The following is a 17,287-nucleotide window of genomic DNA, read 5'->3' on the forward strand; positions in this document are numbered from 1 at the left end:
GTGAGTGAGATGACGGACATGCTGGACACGGACTCCGCCGCGGCCGACGATGTGGCGGGTCTGGGCACGGTGGTTCGGGGGCGCACGCTGTATCCGGGTGAGGAGGGCTTCGCGGCGGCGTGCTCCGGGTGGTTGCTGACGGTCGAGCACCGGCCGGCGGCGGTCGTGGTCGCCGCGGACGCCGAGGACGTGGTCGCCGCCGTCCGGTTCGCGGCGCGGGTGGGACGCCCGGTCGCGGTGCAGTCGACCGGGCACGGCAAGTCGGTGCCCGCGGATGGGGCCGTGTTCATCGCCACCGGGGAGTTGCGTGAGTTGTCGGTGGACGCGCGGGCCGGTACCGCGAGGATCGGGGCCGGGCTGCGGTGGGGTGAGGTGCTCGCCGCGGCGGCCGAGCACGGCCTTGCGCCTTTGTGCGGCTCCTCCGGTCAGGTGGGGGTGATGGGCTTCCTGACCGGTGGCGGGCTTCCGCTGGTCTGCCGTACGTACGGTTTCGCCGCTGGGCACGTCCGCTCGCTGGACGTCGTCACTGCCGATGGCGTGCTCCGTACCGTTTCGCCTGATCGGGAGCCTGATCTGTTCTGGGCGGTGCGGGGTGGCAAGGGCAACTTCGGTGTCGTGGTGGCGGCCGAGATCGAGTTGCTGCCACTGCGTACGGTCTACGGGGGTGAGCTTTTCTATCCGGGTGAGGATCCCGTGCGGGCGGCCCGTGTGCTCGGCTCCTATCTGGCCTGGGCCAAGGGGCTGCCGGAGGAGATGTCGTCGTCCGTGACGCTGGTGCGCTTCCCTGACGTGCCGCAACTGCCCGGGGAGTTCCGTGGGCGTGCGTTCGTGCAGGTGCGGGTGGTTTATGTGGGGGAGGCGGAGCAGGGTGCGCGGCTGGTGGAGCCGTTGCGTGCGCTCGGTCCGGAGAAGGACACCTGCGGCGTCGTGCCGTACACGGGGATCACCGAGATCTACCAGGACCCCAAGGGCCCGGTCAGGACGCACCTGCGCAGCGCGTTGCTGGGCGAGCTGGATGAGGAGGCGGTGGCGGAGCTGGTCTCGTTCATCGATCCTTCGGTGTCGGAGGGGCCGTTCCCGGGTATCGAGCTGCGTCACCTGGGCGGGGCGCTGGACCGGTCGCCCGGCCGCCCGCACGCGGTCAGTACGCAGGGGGCGGCCTTCCTGCTGTGGATGCGGTTGCCGGCTCTGGCCGAGGGGGTCGATGTGCGCGAGATCGCCGATGGGGTGCTGGAGCGGCTGGGGCGGTGGGACACCGGTGCCATGCTGCCGGGGTTCCTGTTCGACCACGACTCGGCGCCCGAGCGGGTTCGGCGGGCCTACGGTGAGGCGGATTACCGGCGGCTGGGCGCGTTGAAGGCGGGTTACGACCCGGGTCGGCTTTTCCGGATCAACCACAACATCCTGCCGCTCGGCGAGGGTGAGCGCGTCCGATCCTGAAGAGGGCGGACGTGGGCGGGTGTTCGGTGGGCTGGTGTCAGGCGTTCGCTCGGCGCAGGCGTTCGGGTGCCTGTGCTCGCAGCGCGTCGCCGGCCACCGGGGTGTGGCCGTGCAGTGCTTCCCATCGGGCGTTGTGCGCTGCCGGCCAGAGGCTGGCCGCCCATGCGATCTGCTGTTCCGCGGTGGTGAACGGGCGTCCTCGGATGTCCTGGTAGGCCGCGAGGAAGGCCGCGGAGCTCTCGATGGGCGCCAGTGTGGGCGGTCCTGCGTTGGCGAAGGCCCCGCTCGCCGCTCCCGCCAGCGCCGCCTCGGGTAGCCAGGCCAGGCTGTCCCAGTCGTGCACGGCCCACACCTCCAGGCCGTGCCATCGGAGGTTCTGGGCCTCGAAGTCGGCGTGGCCCAGTACGCACGGCAGGCCGGCGGCCAGGATCCGCGTGCGGGCCCGGCGGGCCGTGTCGACGACGTACGCGGGCACGACGCTCTGGTCCCGCTCGTCGAGGAGCCGGATCGCCGACCACACCCCAGGGCCGGTGTGGTCCCAGCGGACCCAGCGCGGATTCGGCAGCGGCGGCGCGACGGTCACGTCGTCGGCCAGCGCGGTCATCAGCCGGGCGAACACCTCCGCGTAGCGTACGGCGACGTCCGGCGAGTCCCCGTGCAGCACGTGGCCGCCGGGGCGGTGCTCCTCGGCGTGCACGGCCAGCGAACCGACGCCGGCCACGGGCGTGAGCGGCCGGGCGCACGAGAACCCGCGTTCGGCCAGCCGGGCCTGTGCCGCGACGCATGACGTGGCGCGGCCGTCGTCGGTGCGGGCCTTGACGACGGCTTCCGTGCCGTCGGTCAGCCGGAGACCGTACACGGTCGAGGTCTGTCGGAGAAGGAACAGCACGTGGGCGGGTTCGCCGCCCAGGTGGTCGAGGCACCAGGCGGGCAGCCAGTCCGGCAGATCGTTGGTCAGCACAGTGTGGACTGTGCCATGTGTGTGGCGATTTCTCACGTGTGTCGGCTCCGGGCGTGGTTCGCCTGGGTCAGACGACAGCAGGCCCGCGTCCGGTCTCCGGCCGGTTGCCGGGTCACTCCTCGTCGTCCGGGTCGACCGGCTCGCCGCGCTCGGGGATGGTGTCGGCCAGCGCCGGGTCCACGGTGGCGAGGCTGCCGTCGGCGACGGCTTGGAGCAGCGCGGACATGGAGGCGTAGGCGGTGCGGATCAGGTACCCGGCGGACTTCTGGCCGAGGTCGCCGCGCAGCTCGACCAGCAGGCTGGCGCTGCCCTGCAGGCCGAAGGAGTTGCGGGCGATGCCGGGGAGGGAGTCGCCGGGGTAGAGGCTGACGTTGGCGAAGCCGTACTGCTCCAGCGAGGTGTGCATCAGGGCCGCGACCCGCTTGCTGTCGGCGAGGACCTGCGGCGTCACCCCGGGGTTGGTGGGCCACAGGATCGAGGTGGTGTCCAGGGAGCCGTCGGGCTGGCGGTAGCTGCCCTGGTGGTGGTAGTCCACGGTGATGTCGGGCCGCCACGAGCGCACCATCCGCTGGATCGCGGCCGACTCCGGCACCGGGTTGGCCTCGGGGGACATCGCGGGGTCGTGGTAGCGGTTGATGTCGAAGCCCACTCCGGTCCGGCAGAAGGGGCCGGAGCAGTCCGGGTCGACGTTCTGCCGCTGGAACCGTTCGGTGCCGTCGGGGTTCGCGCGTACGACGATGCGCAGCGTCACGTCGTCGAGCACGTCAGCGGCCCACCCGGCCTGAGATGCGCCGATCCGCTGCAGGAGTTGCAGGGCCGCCTCCGTGCCCAGGGGCTCGTTGCCGTGCTGCTGCGTGATGTAGAGCACCTTGGCCGGTCCGGTGCCGACGGTCGCGGCCCAGATGTCGCGGCCTTCGTGCGTTCTCCCGATCGACTCCACCTCGATCGCGCCCTTGGAGCGATGCTCCAGGCGCTGGAGCGCGGCGGTGAGCTCGTCGTAGGTGTGCAGACGTTGGAGAGAGACCTGCTGCGCGTCCTGGACCCAGGGGCCTCCAGGCGTCGGACGATCGGCCGAGGCCGGGGTCGTGCCCCAGGTCGTGAGGCTCATGACAGTGGCCAGGACAATCGCTGCCCGTCGTTTCGAGAACAAGACCAGTCTCCTTTCGATTTACGCCGGCGAAGCGGTTTCAGGGCGCGCGTCACCGCCATATGAGGCCGCGGTTTTCCCGATCCCGATATGGCGTCAAAGGGGGAGGGTTGGTGAACGAATGCCGGCGCGCCGTGGCCGGTGGCCGCCCATGGGATATGTACGCCGAACAAGGCAGAGGGCTGCCCCGGCGGGGCGGAATGGGTCGTCCTTCCTGCGTGCTTCGCCATGACCCTTGTAACAAACCCGTACGAGGCTGGCAAGTGTCCCGGAAAAACCGGGACCTGCCGCCGGGCGCAGGAGCCCGCCGAACACTCAGGAAACTGACAGCATTCCGGACTTGTTCCGCGCCGATCACCGTGGAAACGTCAATGGTGACTTTCCGTCAGGGACCTGCCGAACATCCCCTGGCGGGCGTCTGGCTAATTTATGCGAGGAGCAGCAGTGCGTCTGCGCAAACAGTTTCCAGGAAAAGCCGAAGCGAACGCGGGAAACCCGTTACCGAGATTCTTCGACCGCCGGACGAGCATGCTCGCCGCCGCCGTCACGATGGCCTTGACCGCGTCGATCGCCGTCACGTCGCCCGCGCGGGCGCTCGACCAGGAAGGGCCGGGAAGCTGCAAGACCCAGGAGGATCCCTCCTGGTCCGGCTGGTCCGATCACGAGCAGGTGGGCAAGGCGCTGGCGCAGATCGAGCAGACCAGCGGCGGACGGGTCGACGTCGAGGTCGCGGGCCGTTCCCCGCAGGGCCGGCCGCTGTGGGCGGCCCGCGCCGGGACCGGCGACCGGGTGCTGCTGGTGACCTCGGCGATCCACGGCAACGAGCGCACCGGCACCGAGGCGCTGCTGGCGATACTCAAGGACCTCGGCAGCGGCGGCGACGCGCGGACGCGTCAGCTCCTCGAGGACATCACGCTGGTCGCCATGCCGATGGTCAACCCCGACGGCGGCGAGCTCAACCGGCGCGTCAACGTACTGTCGTGGGCCGACACCGTGGCCGCGTTCCCGCAACTGCGGGACGCCCCGCGGGCCTGGTACCACAGCCTGAGCGGCGACGGCATCGACCTGCCGGGCTACGACCTCAACCGCGACTTCAACCCCGATCTCGGCTACGTGCCGCGGGCGGCGGACCTGCCGGGCGAGCAGACCGGCGCCGGTTTCTTCCTGTCCCCCGAGTCGCGCGCGATCCGTGACGTGTACGTCGGCCTGCGCCAGGAGAAGGGCGCCGTGGACGCCTACATCGACCTGCACCACATGGGCCCGTGCGACCGCGTCACCGGCGGGCCCCAGGACGGCGACCTCATCACGTTCTCGCTGGACTACCCGCCCCTCGGCGTTCAGGACGGCGCCGCCTACCAGGCGGCATGGCCGGCCCTGGACCAGGACAAGTCCCGCCGGTACGCGCTTTCCGTCTTCAACGGGCTGGTCGAGAAGTACGGCTCGCAGTCGCCGCTCGCCGCCGTCGGCCGCTACTTCCACCCGGACGCGCGCGAGTACGCCGGGCAGGGCCGATCGGCGTTCGCCCTGAACGGCACCGGCACCGTCCTGTTCGAGGTACGCGGCCAGCAGGACGATCTGGGCCAGCGGCACAAGGGCATGTTCGTCAACGCGGTGCGGACCGGGATCGAGTCGCTGATGACCGGACTGGCCTCCGGCAGCGTCGACTCCCTGGACGGTGACGCCTTCTTCGACCTGCCCGACTACGGCTGGGACACCGCCGCCGACTGATCCGGGGCTCCGGTCGGCGGGCCGCCGCGCTCAGGCCTGCAAGTAGTGCAGGACGGCGAGTACCCGGCGGTGGTCGTTGTCCGATGGGGACAGGCCGAGCTTGGTGAAGATCTGCGTCACGTGCTTCTCCACCGAGCCGTACGACAGGAACAGCGCCTCGGCGATCGCGCTGTTGGAGCGTCCCTCCGCCATCAGGGCGAGCACTTCGCGTTCCCTGGGGGTGAGCGTGCCCAGGGCCTGTGTTCGCCTGCTGGCGCCCATGATCTGGGTGACGACCTCGGGGTCGAGGACGGTCTGCCCGGCCGCGATCCTGTCGAGCGCGGCCAGGAAGTCCTTGACGTCGGCGACGCGTTCCTTCAGCAGGTATCCCACCCCCTGGGCGCCGCCGGCGAGCAACTGGGCGGCGTAGCGCGTCTCGATGTACTGGGAGAACACGAGCACGCCGACCTCGGGATGGTCACGGCGGAGCTGGATCGCCGCGCGCAGGCCCTCGTCGGTGTGCGCAGGCGGCATGCGCACGTCGACCACGGCGATGTCGGGACGGTGTTCGGCGACGGCCGCCCGCAGCGCGTCGCCGTCGCCGACGGCGGCCACCACCTCCTGGCCGCGGGAGGTGAGCAGCATGCGCAGGCCCTCCCTGAGCAGCACGGCGTCTTCGGCTATCACGATGCGCATGTGGGGTCCGTTCACAGGTGCAGGGGAAGCTCGACAGTGATCACGGTAGGCCCTCCCGCCGGGCTGTGAACGCCGATCGTGCCGTCCACCGTGCGGATCCGGGCGGCCAGGCCGTGCAGCCCGGATCCGGCCCTGATCGCCGCGCCGCCGACGCCGTCGTCGCGCACCAGCAGGGACAGCCGCCCGTCCGACACCCGCGCGCCGACCGTGGCCTGGCCGGCGCCGCTGTGCTTGATCACGTTGGCGAGCAGCTCCGCCGTGCAGTAGTAGGCGATGGCCTCGATGGCGGGCGCGGGCCGCTCGGGCAGGTCGGCGTCGAACCGGGCGGGGATCGGGCTTCGTGCGGTGAGCGTGGCCAGGGCGGTCTCCAGCCCCTGGTCGAGCGCGGGCGGGTGGATGCCGCGGATCAGGTCGCGCAGTTCTGCCACGGTCTCCTTGGCGCCGCGGTGCGCGCTGTCGACGAGAGTGCGGGCGCGTTCGAGCCGTTCGGGGTCGTGGGCGTGCTCGAGCTCCTCCTTGGCCAGGCCCAGGCTCATGGCCAGCGTCACCAGCCGGGCCGCGGTGCCGTCGTGCAGGTCGCGCTCGATCTGGCGGAGCCGGGCGACGGCGTCGTCGACGGCCAGGGCCCGTGCCTGCTCCAGACGGCGGATCCGTACGTCGCCCGGCGCCGGCCCGAGCAGTGCCCGGGTGAGCAGGCGTTCTGGAGCCAGGGCGAGGTGCAGGCCCCACGGGGCGAGCAGCAGCAGCGCCAGCCCGGCCACGCTCATCAGCACCGCCCCCGGCAGGCCGGAAGGGGACAGGGCCGCCAGGACGGAGGACTGCCCCCACCAGGGGTGGCCGAGCAGGAGCAGGCCGCCTCCCCACGACCCGGCGGCAGCGGCGCAGGCGGCCCCGGCCGCCGGCAGCCGGAGCAGGCCGTGGATGACGGCACGCCATCCCGTCACGTCGCCGAGCGCCGCGGCGAGCCAGTTCGCCAGACCCGGGCCGGAGCGGAACGCGGCGGGATCGGCCACCCGGACCCCCGCCAGCGTGCGCGCCAGCCGCCGGTTGGCCGCGCCGACGCCTCTGGCCGCCCGCACGCTCAGGGCCAGCATCGGCACTCCGACGAGGTTGGCCGTCAAGAGAACGCTCAGCAGCACGAGGACGAGATGGGCCAGGCCGATCCCCGCCATCGCCGGCAGCAGCAGCGTGTAGGCGATCTCACGCCGGGCCCGCCGCTCCCACGGGGCCGTGATCAGCGCACGCCACCGGCCGAAGCCGCCCTCCGCCCGTCCGCCCATGTTCCTCCTCGCCCGGTGGCGCCTGACGTCGATCACGGTCACCTGCCGACAGCCTGACGGACGCTCACTCGTAGGAACAGCCGGACAGCCACCGGGGGACATCCCGAACCGGCACGGAGGACGTCCCGGTGGTGTGCGCGTGGGCGGCGTCGCCACAGTGGTCGCCATGACGACCTACAAGACGAACAAGCAGCGGCGCGGGCGAGGCAGGGCCGGATGGCTGGTCAGCGGTGTGGCGGTGGCGGCGCTGGCGGGCCTGACCCCGGCGGCGACCGCCGGCAGCGACGCGCGACCGGCCTGGCGGGACTGTTCGGGCCAGGAGATCCCCGAGGGCATGCAGTGCGCGGCCATCGAGGTGCCCGTGAACTGGGCGAAGCCGGACGGCCCCAAAGTGAGGCTGGACCTGGCCCGGCTGCCCGCCACCGAGCCGGCGCGCAGGATCGGCAGCGTGCTGGGCGTCCCCGGCGGCCCCGGCGCCAAGGGGATCGACGACCTGAAGCACACCGCCGGCGACCTCACCGAGCTGCGGCGCAGGTTCGACCTGGTCGCCTACAACCCCAGGAACACCGTATGGCGCGACAAGATGCCCGCGTCCTGTATGCGGCCGGGGACGTCGCTGTCCGAGCCGCACACCCAGAAGGAGTACCGGACGCTGGTCGCGGCGATGACCAAGGCGTTCAAGGCGTGCCAGGCCGCGGACACGACCGGCCTGTTCGCCCATATGGACTCGCTGTCGGTGGCCAGGGACATGGACGCGGTCCGCAAGGCCCTGGGCGAGCAACGGCTGAGCATCATGGCCAACTCCTACGGCGGAGTGCCCGCCGCCGCCTACGCCCGGCTGTTCCCGCAGCGCATCCGCGCCACGTACCTCGACGGAACGCTCAACCAGGCCGACGGCTGGCCCGATCAGGGGCTGCGGACCCTGCCCGTCGTGGAGCAGGTCTTCACCAGGTTCACCACCTGGTGCGCGGCCACCCCCGCCTGCGCGTTGTACGGTGAGGACGCCGGGGCGGTCTGGCGCAAGCTCCTGCGAGACGCCGATCGCACGCCGATCCCGGTCACGACGCCCGAGTTCGGCGAGGGGAAGCTGACCGGGTGGCACCTGCGGAGCTTCGGCTTCAGCCTCGACCCCGGGCCGGGCAACGCGCGCTGGCTGTCCTTCGCCGAGGCGGTGGACAAGGCCCGCAACGGCGACGGGTCCGGTTTCGCCTCCTTCGCCCTCGGCAACGCGCGCGTCTGGGCCACGCCCGGGGCACTGGCGATGACGTGCGCGGATGATCGCGGCTACACCGGATACGCCCAGCTCGAGAAGGTACGCCGTCAGGCGCGCGAGGTATCGCCGAGCTTCGGGACGGCCGCCTTCGACGCGCTCGGATGCGCCGGCTGGCCGCTGCCGGTCGCCAACCCGTCGCGCCCGCTGCCGGCTCGCGGGCTGCCGCCGTTCCTGGGAGCCGGCAGCACGTGGGGCGACTACGTATGGACCAAGAGCTTCACCAGGATGATCCCGGGATCCGTGACCGTCGCCTACGACGGGCCCGGCCATGCCCTGTACCTGTCGGGCAAGAAGTGCCCCATCGAACACGCCACCACGTACCTGACCGAGCTGAGGCTCCCCGAGCCGGGCACCACCTGCCCCGCCGAATGACCACTCCACCGGCGGCAATGCGCTATGAGGACTTCTCCGGCTCCCAGGTCAGGCGGGCGATCTCGGGAACCTTCGGCAGATCGCTCGTGCCGACCGGGCCGTCGAAGGCGTACTGCACCCGGCGCATGGCCCATCCGGGGGCGGTCTCCTCCAACTGGGAGTAGACGGGAAGCAGCGTGTCCGGGTCGACGAGGCGGACGATCTTCAGCGCGGGGTCGCCGCCGAGCCAGCCGTACGGATGGGTGGCCACGTCCACGTCGGCGGTCTTGACCGCGTCGCCGAACAGGGCCGCGCCGACCTCCGAGCCGCCGGGCAGCTCTATCTGCCGCACCGTGACGTCCAGGCGGAGGTACGGCTTGCCGTCGCGCTGTACGGTGGTCAGGGCGTCGCCGCGGATCAGCCCCTTGTACTCGGCGAGCGTGTCGACCATGATGCCGGCCTGCTCCTCGGTGAGCCCGCCGATGCCGAGGCCGTCGTTGATCCACACCGGGTCGATGAGGCTGGGGCACTTGCTGCCCCTGTCCTCCCAGGGCTCTTTCGGGTCGGTCCAGAACCGCTCCGTGCCGTCGGCGCAGCGGGTGGCCCAGGACACCCAGGAGCGCCCGCCGGATTCCGTGACCTTGGTCTCCTCCAGCTTGATGGCCTTGGACCGGTAGTCGAAGGCGGAGACGACCACCTGCCTGCTGCCGCCCGGGTAGAAGTCCTTGCGGTTGTAGTGCTCCTGGACCGTGGCGATCACCGGCTGGACGGCCTGGCGGCGCAGCGACTCCAGGAAGACGCTCCTCGGGTCCTGGTCAGGGGTCGGTTCCGGCTCGGACGGCGCGGTCCCGGTGTCAGGCTGGGTCTCGGCGGCCGGAGGGCTGGGGGAGGCGGCGGGCGGGGGCCGGAGGGCCGCGCAGGCCGTGCTCCCGGCGAGAAGGACGCAACCCAGGACCGCGCTCCCACGCCTCAAGGTTCGCCGAAGAATCGCGCGTTGCAGCATGTTTCCCATCAGTTCCGTGGATCTAGGGGTCTTGACACGTGTGGGCAATTATGCCGACACCCGTGTGCCGTGCGTCGGGGCGGCGTACCCGGCGACCGGGCGAGATGCCCGGCGCCAGGGGTGCCCGACCTCCCGAGCGGTCCCGGATTCAGCCGTTGCGGCTCCTCGGCGGGAGTGACACACCTCACCGAATAGACGAAATGACGAATCTGGTCAGTGCGTCTAGCATCGGGGCATGACCACCAAGACGGAACGAGGCCGCCGGGCGCTTGTCGTCGGGCTCGGCGTGAGCGGCATCTCGACGGCACTGGGGCTCAAGCGCGCCGGCTGGACTCCGGTCCTGATCGAGAAGGCGGCGCGGCGGCGCCCCGGCGGCTATTTCGTCGGCCTGTTCGGCGCGGGCAAGTCCGCCGCCCAACGGCTCGGCATCCTTCACGGACTGCACGACAGGACCGCGTTCGACGGGGTCACCCACGACATCGACCGCTTCGGCGAGTGGCGGCGCGGTCTCGGTTTCCGCGACATCCCTGGCGAGCCGTGGCTGATGCTGCGCGGCGACGTCGAGCAGGCCGCGTTCCATGCGCTGCCCGGCGACGTGGAGATCCGCTACTCGACCGTGCCCACCAAGATCGAGCAGGACGCCGGCGGCGTGGACGTCACGCTGACGAACACCGCTGACGGCGGCACCGTCACCGAGCGGTTCGACCTGGTCGTCGGCGCCGACGGCCTGCGGTCCACGGTGCGCAGGCTGGCCTTCGGCCCGGACGAACGCTACCTGCACCGGCTGAACTACATGATCGCCGCGTTCCAGCCGCCCGGCCGGGTCGGCGACCTCGCCCTGCGCGACGGCTGCACGCTGCTGGAGCCCGATCGGTCGCTGTGGGTGTTCTCGTTCGCCGACCACCCGCCGACGGTCCTGATGGGGTACCGGACCGACGACGTGGACGCCGAGTTCACCGAGCCGCCGGCCGTCCGGGTGCGCAAGGCGTTCGGACCCGGGCCCACCGGCGACATGCTCGGCGCGGCGCTGGAAGCGCTGGAGACCACCGACGAGGTGCTGTTCGACTCGGTGGAGCAGGTGCACATGGACCGCTGGCACAAGGGCCGGGTCGTGCTGGCCGGCGACGCGGCCTGGTGCGTCACCCTGTACGCGGGCATGGGCGTGTCCGCCGGGCTGGCCGGGGCCGACCTGCTGGGCACGATGCTCGGCCGCCACGGCAACGTCGAGCGCGCGCTGACCGAGTGGGAGCGCCGGCTGCGGCCGTACCTGGACTACTACCAGCGGATGGGCGTACGGCAGAGCGCGATCTTCACGCCCAACCGCAAGCAGATCAGGATGCGCCGGGTGATGATGCGGGGGTCGACGATGCCGGTGGCCTCGACGCTGCTGCGGTTGCTGCAAACGCACAACAAGTCCGGCCGAATGAAGGAAACCGACATCGCGCGGGCATAATCTCAGGCTGGCGCGGGCGCGCCGACGAAGGGATGATCATGGCGGCACTGGCTGAACAGGATTCCGGCAGCGCGGCACGCATCCTCGCCGCGGCGAGGGAGCTGGTGCTCAAGCGCGGCATCAAAGGGCTGACCGTCGCGGAGATCGCCGAACGGGCCCACGTCGCCAAGGGCACCGTGTACCTGCACTGGAGCACCCGTGAAGACCTGCTGGTCGGCATGTTCGCCCGAGACTTCCTCGCCATGCTCGACGCCTTCACCGAGGCGATCGCCGCCGACCCCGACGCGGCTCGTCCCAGCCGCCTGCTGCCGCTGCTGGTCCGGCACACGGTCGAGCACCCGTTCGTCCGCGCGCTCCAGATCGAGGACGCCGACCTGCTGGGCGCGCTCACCCGGCACCCCCGCACCACCAGGCTCCGCGAGGACCTCGGCCCGGCCGCGCTGATGTACATCGCGCTCCCGGTGTGGCGCGAGCACCATCTCGCCCGCACCGACTGGACGCTCGACGACCAGGCGTACGCGCTGGACGCCCTGCTGTCGGGGCTGCTCATCGCGGCCACCGGGGAGCGGGTGCTGCCCGTGGTGTCCGTGGCCGACCCGGCCCGTGTGAGCGCCGCGGCGGTGACCGCGCTGCTCGGGCCGGAAACGCCCGGCCACGGCGACGTCCAGGCCACCGCCGAGGCGGCCCTGACCGCGATAGCGGCCAAGCGGGACGTACTGCTGGACTCCATCGGCAAACGTGAGGACTAGAGGGGACACCTCGTGCCGCACCACCGTCACGTCCGACTCAACGGCATCGACCTGCACGTCGCCGAGCAGGGAGAGGGGCCGCTCGTCCTGCTGCTGCACGGCTTTCCTGAGACGTGGTACGCCTGGCGGCACCAGCTCGGCGCGCTCGCGGACGCCGGCTACCGCGTGGTCGCGCCCGACCAGCGTGGTTACGGCGCCAGCGACCGTCCCGGCGGCGTCGACCAGTACTCGATCCTCCACCTCGTCGGCGACGTCGTCGCGCTCATCCGTGAGCTAGGCGAGGAGCGGGCCGTCGTCGTCGGTCACGATTGGGGAGCCATGGTCGCGTGGAACACCGCGCTGCTGCGCCCCGGGGTCGTGCGCGGCGTCGTCGGCATCAGCGTGCCACCGCTGCCGCGCGGGCCGCTGCCGCCGCTGACCGTCAGCAGGCGACGTTTCGGCGACGGCTTCTACCAGAACCACTTCCAGCGGCCGGGGGTCGCGGAAGCCGAACTGGGCAAGGACGTCGCCGCCACCCTGCGCCTGACCTACGGCGGCGTCCCCGATCCCGAGCCCTCCGGCGGGTTCCTCGGCCTGTTCGCCGAACCCGAGACGCTGCCGGCCTGGCTCACCGAGGAGGACCTGGCGACCTTCGTCGAGCAGTTCACCGAGAGCGGCTTCACCGGCGGCCTGAACTGGTACCGCAACATCGACCGCAACTGGGAGCTGACCGCCGCCTGGCAGGACGCCCCGATCACCCCGCCGTCGCTCTACATCAGCGGCGAGAACGACGTCGTACGCCACTTCTACGCGATGGACGACGCCGCGCGGGCGATCGTGCCCAACCTGCGCGCGGTCATCGACGTGCCGGGGTGCGGCCACTGGACCCAGCAGGAGCGGCCCGAGGTCGTCACGGACGCGCTGCTGGACTTCCTGCGCGAGCTGTGAACACACCGGGGCGCGCCCTTGGCGGAGGCGCGGGAAAAGGATTGTTCGGCGTGGCGCGGCGGGCTGCCAATCAATGACGGGTGCGTTAGACAGGGCTGGTCGGGGGTTCTGAGTCGGCCGCGTCGTGAGCGGGTGCCGTAACCGGCGTACGCCTTCATGAGAGATCACGCCGACGGCCACGGGGTCCGCGACGGCGACCCATGCAACCGCAACAGACCCGCGGAAGAGGCCGTATGCCCATGACGATCCGACGCCGTATCCTCGCCTCCTTATGCCTGATCGCCGCCATGCTGGCCGTGCCCCGGCCGGCCGCGGCGGACGTCACCGGCCCGCCTGTGCTGAACGCGCCCGTCTTCAACGACCCGCTGGCCGAGTCGGGCGTGCCGGGCACGCCGAGCGCCGGGCAGTCGGCCATCCTCGACCAGTTGATCCGGCTGATCCGGGCCGCCGAGCCGGGCAGCGACATCCACTTCGCCTGGTACGCCTTCGCGAACGGCCAGCGTTCCACGGAGGTGGCGGAGCAGCTCGTCGCCGCGCACGCGCGAGGCGTACGGGTCAAGGTGATCCTCGACAGCATGGAGAAGCTCGGCGCCGACGAGCTGCCGTACAACGACGCGGTGACCGGCACGCTGAAGGCGGCGCTCGGCACGTCGGAGTCGGCGGGCTCCTGGGTGATCCGCTGCGAGTATCCGGACGAGAGCGCCGTCGAGCGCGGCTGCATCGCCAGAGACTACCTGCACAGCAAGTTCGCGCTGTTCTCCCGCCTCACGGTGGACGGCGCCGCCCACGCGAACGTGGTGTTCCAGACCTCCTCGAACCTGGCCGACTGGGACATGTACAGCGCGTTCCAGGACGCGTACACGTTCACCGACGCCGCCGTCTACGGCGCGTACCGGCAGTACTTCTCCGACCTTCAGGCGGGCCGCCGCAAGGCGGTCGATCCCGGCTATTCGTGGACCACACCCACCGGGACCAAGCATCGGGCCACGTTCTTCCCGCGGCGGGCCACGGACCCCGATCCCATCGTCAACGTGCTGAAGCTCATCGAGTGCGGCTACGACGACGGCGGCGTCCGCCGGCAGACCGACATCCGGCTGGTGATGCTGAACTTCAACAAGCACCGGGTGGCGATCGCCAACGAGCTGCTCCGGCTGCGCGGCGAGAACTGCTGGGTGGACGTCGTCCACTACGAGGACGACCCCACAGACGCCACCAAGAGCGTGGACGCCACCGTCCGCGAGGTGCTGGGCAGGACGGTGAACGGGCGCAGGATCCAGGTGACGCCCTGCCGCATCCCGGCCGGCTCGCGCAGCGTGGGCGTGCACAGCAAGGTGATGATGATCGACGGGTACTACGACGACGACATCACGCCGCGCGTGTACACGGGCAGTGCGAACTTCACGCACCTGGAGAACTCCGACGACTCCCTCGTACGCATCGCCGGCCGCGATGTCCACCAGCAGTACCTCACCTGGTTCTGGCACGTCCGCGACACCTGCGCCGCAGGATAGCGGCTACCTGACCACCGGGGCTGACCGCCCGCTGCCCGGCTCGTCGCGCGCCGGGCGGCCGGGCATGAGACCACCGTGAGCAGCCTTGACGGCCTGGATGATCTGGTCGCGTACGAGGCGGGGCCCGGTCGGCAGGAGGGCGGTCAGATCGGTGTCGGGGGCGTGCAGGTATCCGGCGTTGAGATTGGCGAACAGCGAGAGCGTGTGCGTGATCCGGTACGGCTCCAGGCCGCTGCCGGCCAGTGTCTCGCGCGTGCTGAACAGGGAGATCGGCTGGTATCCGACCGGACGGCCCAGCGCCTCGCCCAGCACCTCGGCGAGGTCCTGACCGCCGAACGCCTCCACGCCTTCCAGCTCGTAGGTCCTGCCCGCGTGGCGGTTGCGGCGGCCCGCGACGAGGTCGTTCTGGATCTCCGCCACTACCCGGACCGCGACGTCCGCCAGGTCCTCCTTCGCCACGACGGAAACCCGTCCCGCGCCGAACGCGGCGGCGAAGACGCCGGTCCCGGCGGCTGACGCGGCGGCGACGGCGGCCAACCCGAGCGGAACCTCGGCATAGAGCCCGTTGCGCAGCACCGTCACCTCGAACGCGGCCTCGGCCAGGCGCGCCTCGGTCCAGCGATGCGGCAGCGCGATGGTCATCAGGCTGCCCGAGCCCGCCAGGCTCGTGTAGACGACATGCCGCACGCCCGCGGCCTCGGCCGCGTCCACCACGGCGCCATGGCGGGCGAGGACCACGTCGTCCTCGGCGTATCCGGCCGAGACGAACACCAGGACGTCCACGCCTCGAAAGCCGGCGGCGAGCGAGGCCGGGTCGTCGAAGTCGATCCTGCGTGCGCTCACCCCGTCACCCGAGCGGGTGCCGCCGACCACGTCAAGGCCGTCCTCGCCGGACAGGCCACGGAAGATCAAGCCGCCGAGCCCGCCGGAGACGCCGGTCACGAGAATCATCTGATGCTCCTTGATGTTGACGCAGGTGGGAACATCACCGATCATCCGCGCCGGACCGCGGCGCCGTAAGGAGGCACTCTCGTGTCAGTCACGAACACGGCGGTAAGCCCACAGGTCAACGGCGCTGCTCCCAGCGGACCCTGTGGCGATGACGACTGCGGGATCCGCGACGTGCTCGACCGGCTCGGTGACCGATGGACGGTGCTGGTCCTGGTCGAGCTGTCCAAGGGAACGCGCCGTTTCCGGGAGCTCGAACGGGCGATCCCGGGCATCTCCCAGCGAATGCTCACCCTGACCACCAAACGGCTGTGCCGCGACGGGCTGGTCGAAAGGACCGTCTATCCGACCACCCCGCCGCAGACCGACTACCGGCTCACTCCGATGGGCGGCAGCCTGGCCGGCATGGTGTCCGCCCTGGCCGACTGGTCCCGCGACCACAAGGACGCCATCGCCGCCGCCCGCAGCGGCTGGGACCAGGACCACGGGTAGGCACGCCGAAGTCGCGGTGCTCGGGCACCTCTACCGGGCCAGGCCGCGCATGCCGTCCGAGGGGAAGAGGGTGAGCGCGGGCTGCGCCGCCTTGGTCCGGGCGTCGCCCGGCCCGCACGCCGCCACCAGGGCGTAGCGGTTCAGCGCGGCGTCGATCGGGCTGGGCTCGATCTGGCCGTTCTCGTCGACGCGCTGGTACTTGGTGAGGTTCATCCCGAGCGACAGTTGCCGCTTGCCGTCCGGCGTGGACAGCGACAGCGTGGTCATCCCGAACACGGCTCCGTCGTGCCCCCAGAACCGGCCGCACGGCAGATCGAGGGAGTAGAGGCCCAGGCCGTACGCCATCGCCCCGCCGCCCGCGAGCACCGGCACCGTCTTCTGCATCTCGGCCAACTGCGCCGGTTCGATCAGCCGGCCGCCCAGCAGGGCGCGGTAGAAGCGGTTGAGGTCGTCCATCGTGGAGGTGACGGCGCCGGCCGTGTAGGCCCATGACATGTTGTAGACGCTGTAGTCGCGGGGCGGGTCGATGAGGCCGTACCACGACTCGTACGCCTTGGAGTGCGGCCCAGGGATGTGCGGCGTGCGCGGGAAGGACGTGTGCCGGAGGCCGGCCTTGCGGATGACGTTGCGGGTGATGTACTGCTCGGCGTCGGTCCCGGTCACCTTCTCCAGCAGCAGCCCGATCAGGACGTAGTTGGTGTTGGAGTACGAACCGGGCGTGGCGCCCGGCTGCCCGGTCGGGGCTGCCGCCAGGCCGAGCTTCACCAGCTCCTCTGGAGCGATGTCGCGCAGGCGCTCGTCGTCCAGGCTCCTGGTGGAGCCCTCCAGCAGCGAGGGGAACGCCGGGCCCACGTAGTCGCCGAGATGGCTGGTGTGGTTGAGCAGCATGCGGACGGTGACCTGCTGTCCGCGCTCGCCAGGGACCAGGTCGGGCAGGTAGCGGCCGATCGGGGCGTCGAGCTCGACGGTGCCGCGGGCGACCTGCTGCAGGATGGCCACCGCGGCGAACGTCTTGCTGATGCTGCCGACGCGGTGCACCATGTCGGGGCGTACCGGGCGGTTGGTGTCCACGTCGGCCACGCCGGATGCGCCCCGCCACGTCTGGTCCTGGTCGCGTACCTCCGAGTAGATGCCGTACAGGCCCGCCTCGTGGACCGCGTCCAGGGACTCCCGCAACGCCTGCCGGTCCAGCCCTCCGGCTCGGGACGTCGTGGTGACGTCGGCGGTCCGGGCGCCGGCCGGCCCGGTCAGCGTTGCCACGGCGAGCAGCGCGCCCGCGCCGGCCGCTACGAATTTGCTGAATCGGCGTTGAGTCATGGCCGACATCATGATCGAACCGGGCGGGCGGG

15 protein-coding genes are annotated in these 17,287 nt (G+C 71.3%); 8 read left to right on the top strand and 7 right to left on the bottom strand.

The genetic code is table 11. The features are described from left to right. Positions 1-9: 9 nt before the first annotated feature. Positions 10-1,440 carry an FAD-binding oxidoreductase gene (locus ABD844_RS25240; protein ID WP_344882700.1) on the top strand — a complete coding sequence of 477 codons (1,431 nt, stop codon included), beginning with the start codon at positions 10-12 and terminating at the stop codon, positions 1,438-1,440. Between the two features lie 37 nt (positions 1,441-1,477). Here ABD844_RS25240 and ABD844_RS25245 read toward each other — a convergent pair whose 3' ends face one another. Continuing rightward, positions 1,478-2,401 (bottom strand): aminoglycoside phosphotransferase/kinase family protein, encoded by a 924-nt coding sequence (locus ABD844_RS25245; protein WP_344882703.1) that lies wholly within the window; start codon positions 2,399-2,401, stop codon positions 1,478-1,480. Positions 2,402-2,513: 112 nt separating this feature from the next. Continuing rightward, positions 2,514-3,509 (bottom strand): M14 family zinc carboxypeptidase, encoded by a 996-nt coding sequence (locus tag ABD844_RS25250; protein ID WP_344882706.1) that lies wholly within the window; start codon positions 3,507-3,509, stop codon positions 2,514-2,516. A gap of 483 nt (positions 3,510-3,992) precedes the next feature. On the opposite strand from ABD844_RS25250, the gene ABD844_RS25255 reads away from it, so the two are divergent. Next, positions 3,993-5,276, top strand: coding sequence for a M14 family zinc carboxypeptidase (locus ABD844_RS25255; protein WP_344882709.1), 1,284 nt, complete (start codon positions 3,993-3,995; stop codon positions 5,274-5,276). A 30-nt stretch (positions 5,277-5,306) separates the two neighbouring features. Here the strand turns inward: ABD844_RS25255 and ABD844_RS25260 are convergent, their stop codons facing one another. Both ABD844_RS25260 and ABD844_RS25265 read right to left on the bottom strand, forming a co-directional pair. Next, the gene (locus ABD844_RS25260; RefSeq protein ID WP_344882712.1) at positions 5,307-5,951 is read right to left on the bottom strand and encodes a response regulator; all 645 of its coding nucleotides are present in this window, start codon (positions 5,949-5,951) and stop codon (positions 5,307-5,309) included. A gap of 11 nt (positions 5,952-5,962) precedes the next feature. Then, complete coding sequence (locus ABD844_RS25265; protein WP_344882715.1) at positions 5,963-7,273, bottom strand: sensor histidine kinase; 1,311 nt, start codon at positions 7,271-7,273, stop codon at positions 5,963-5,965. A gap of 124 nt (positions 7,274-7,397) precedes the next feature. On the opposite strand from ABD844_RS25265, the gene ABD844_RS25270 reads away from it, so the two are divergent. Next, positions 7,398-8,876, top strand: a complete 1,479-nt coding sequence (locus ABD844_RS25270; protein ID WP_344882718.1) for an alpha/beta fold hydrolase — start codon at positions 7,398-7,400, stop codon at positions 8,874-8,876. Between the two features lie 22 nt (positions 8,877-8,898). Here ABD844_RS25270 and ABD844_RS25275 read toward each other — a convergent pair whose 3' ends face one another. After that, on the bottom strand, positions 8,899-9,828 hold the full coding sequence (locus tag ABD844_RS25275) for a hypothetical protein (protein WP_344882721.1): 930 nt from the start codon (positions 9,826-9,828) through the stop codon (positions 8,899-8,901). Positions 9,829-10,093: 265 nt separating this feature from the next. Here ABD844_RS25275 and ABD844_RS25280 point away from each other — a divergent pair, with 265 nt between their 5' ends. From ABD844_RS25280 to ABD844_RS25295, 4 genes are all read left to right on the top strand, one after another. Beyond that, positions 10,094-11,311, top strand: coding sequence for an FAD-dependent monooxygenase (locus tag ABD844_RS25280; RefSeq protein ID WP_344882724.1), 1,218 nt, complete (start codon positions 10,094-10,096; stop codon positions 11,309-11,311). A 38-nt stretch (positions 11,312-11,349) separates the two neighbouring features. Then, a complete protein-coding gene (locus ABD844_RS25285) occupies positions 11,350-12,060 on the top strand; it encodes a TetR/AcrR family transcriptional regulator (RefSeq protein ID WP_344882727.1) in 711 nt (236 codons plus the stop codon). A 12-nt stretch (positions 12,061-12,072) separates the two neighbouring features. Beyond that, positions 12,073-12,987 (top strand): alpha/beta fold hydrolase, encoded by a 915-nt coding sequence (locus ABD844_RS25290; protein ID WP_344882730.1) that lies wholly within the window; start codon positions 12,073-12,075, stop codon positions 12,985-12,987. A gap of 239 nt (positions 12,988-13,226) precedes the next feature. After that, positions 13,227-14,498, top strand: a complete 1,272-nt coding sequence (locus ABD844_RS25295; RefSeq protein WP_344882733.1) for a phospholipase D-like domain-containing protein — start codon at positions 13,227-13,229, stop codon at positions 14,496-14,498. A gap of 3 nt (positions 14,499-14,501) precedes the next feature. On the opposite strand, the gene ABD844_RS25300 is transcribed toward ABD844_RS25295, so the two are convergent. Next, positions 14,502-15,449 (bottom strand): NmrA family NAD(P)-binding protein, encoded by a 948-nt coding sequence (locus tag ABD844_RS25300; protein WP_344882736.1) that lies wholly within the window; start codon positions 15,447-15,449, stop codon positions 14,502-14,504. A gap of 81 nt (positions 15,450-15,530) precedes the next feature. On the opposite strand from ABD844_RS25300, the gene ABD844_RS25305 reads away from it, so the two are divergent. Beyond that, the gene (locus ABD844_RS25305) at positions 15,531-15,938 is read left to right on the top strand and encodes a winged helix-turn-helix transcriptional regulator (protein ID WP_344882739.1); all 408 of its coding nucleotides are present in this window, start codon (positions 15,531-15,533) and stop codon (positions 15,936-15,938) included. Positions 15,939-15,968: 30 nt separating this feature from the next. Here ABD844_RS25305 and ABD844_RS25310 read toward each other — a convergent pair whose 3' ends face one another. Continuing rightward, entirely contained in the window at positions 15,969-17,255 is a 1,287-nt protein-coding gene (locus ABD844_RS25310) for a serine hydrolase domain-containing protein (protein ID WP_344882742.1), read from the bottom strand. Between the last annotated feature and the right edge of the window lie 32 nt (positions 17,256-17,287).

This window comes from Nonomuraea antimicrobica (assembly GCF_039536965.1).
In the GTDB taxonomy this organism is placed as follows: domain Bacteria; phylum Actinomycetota; class Actinomycetes; order Streptosporangiales; family Streptosporangiaceae; genus Nonomuraea; species Nonomuraea antimicrobica.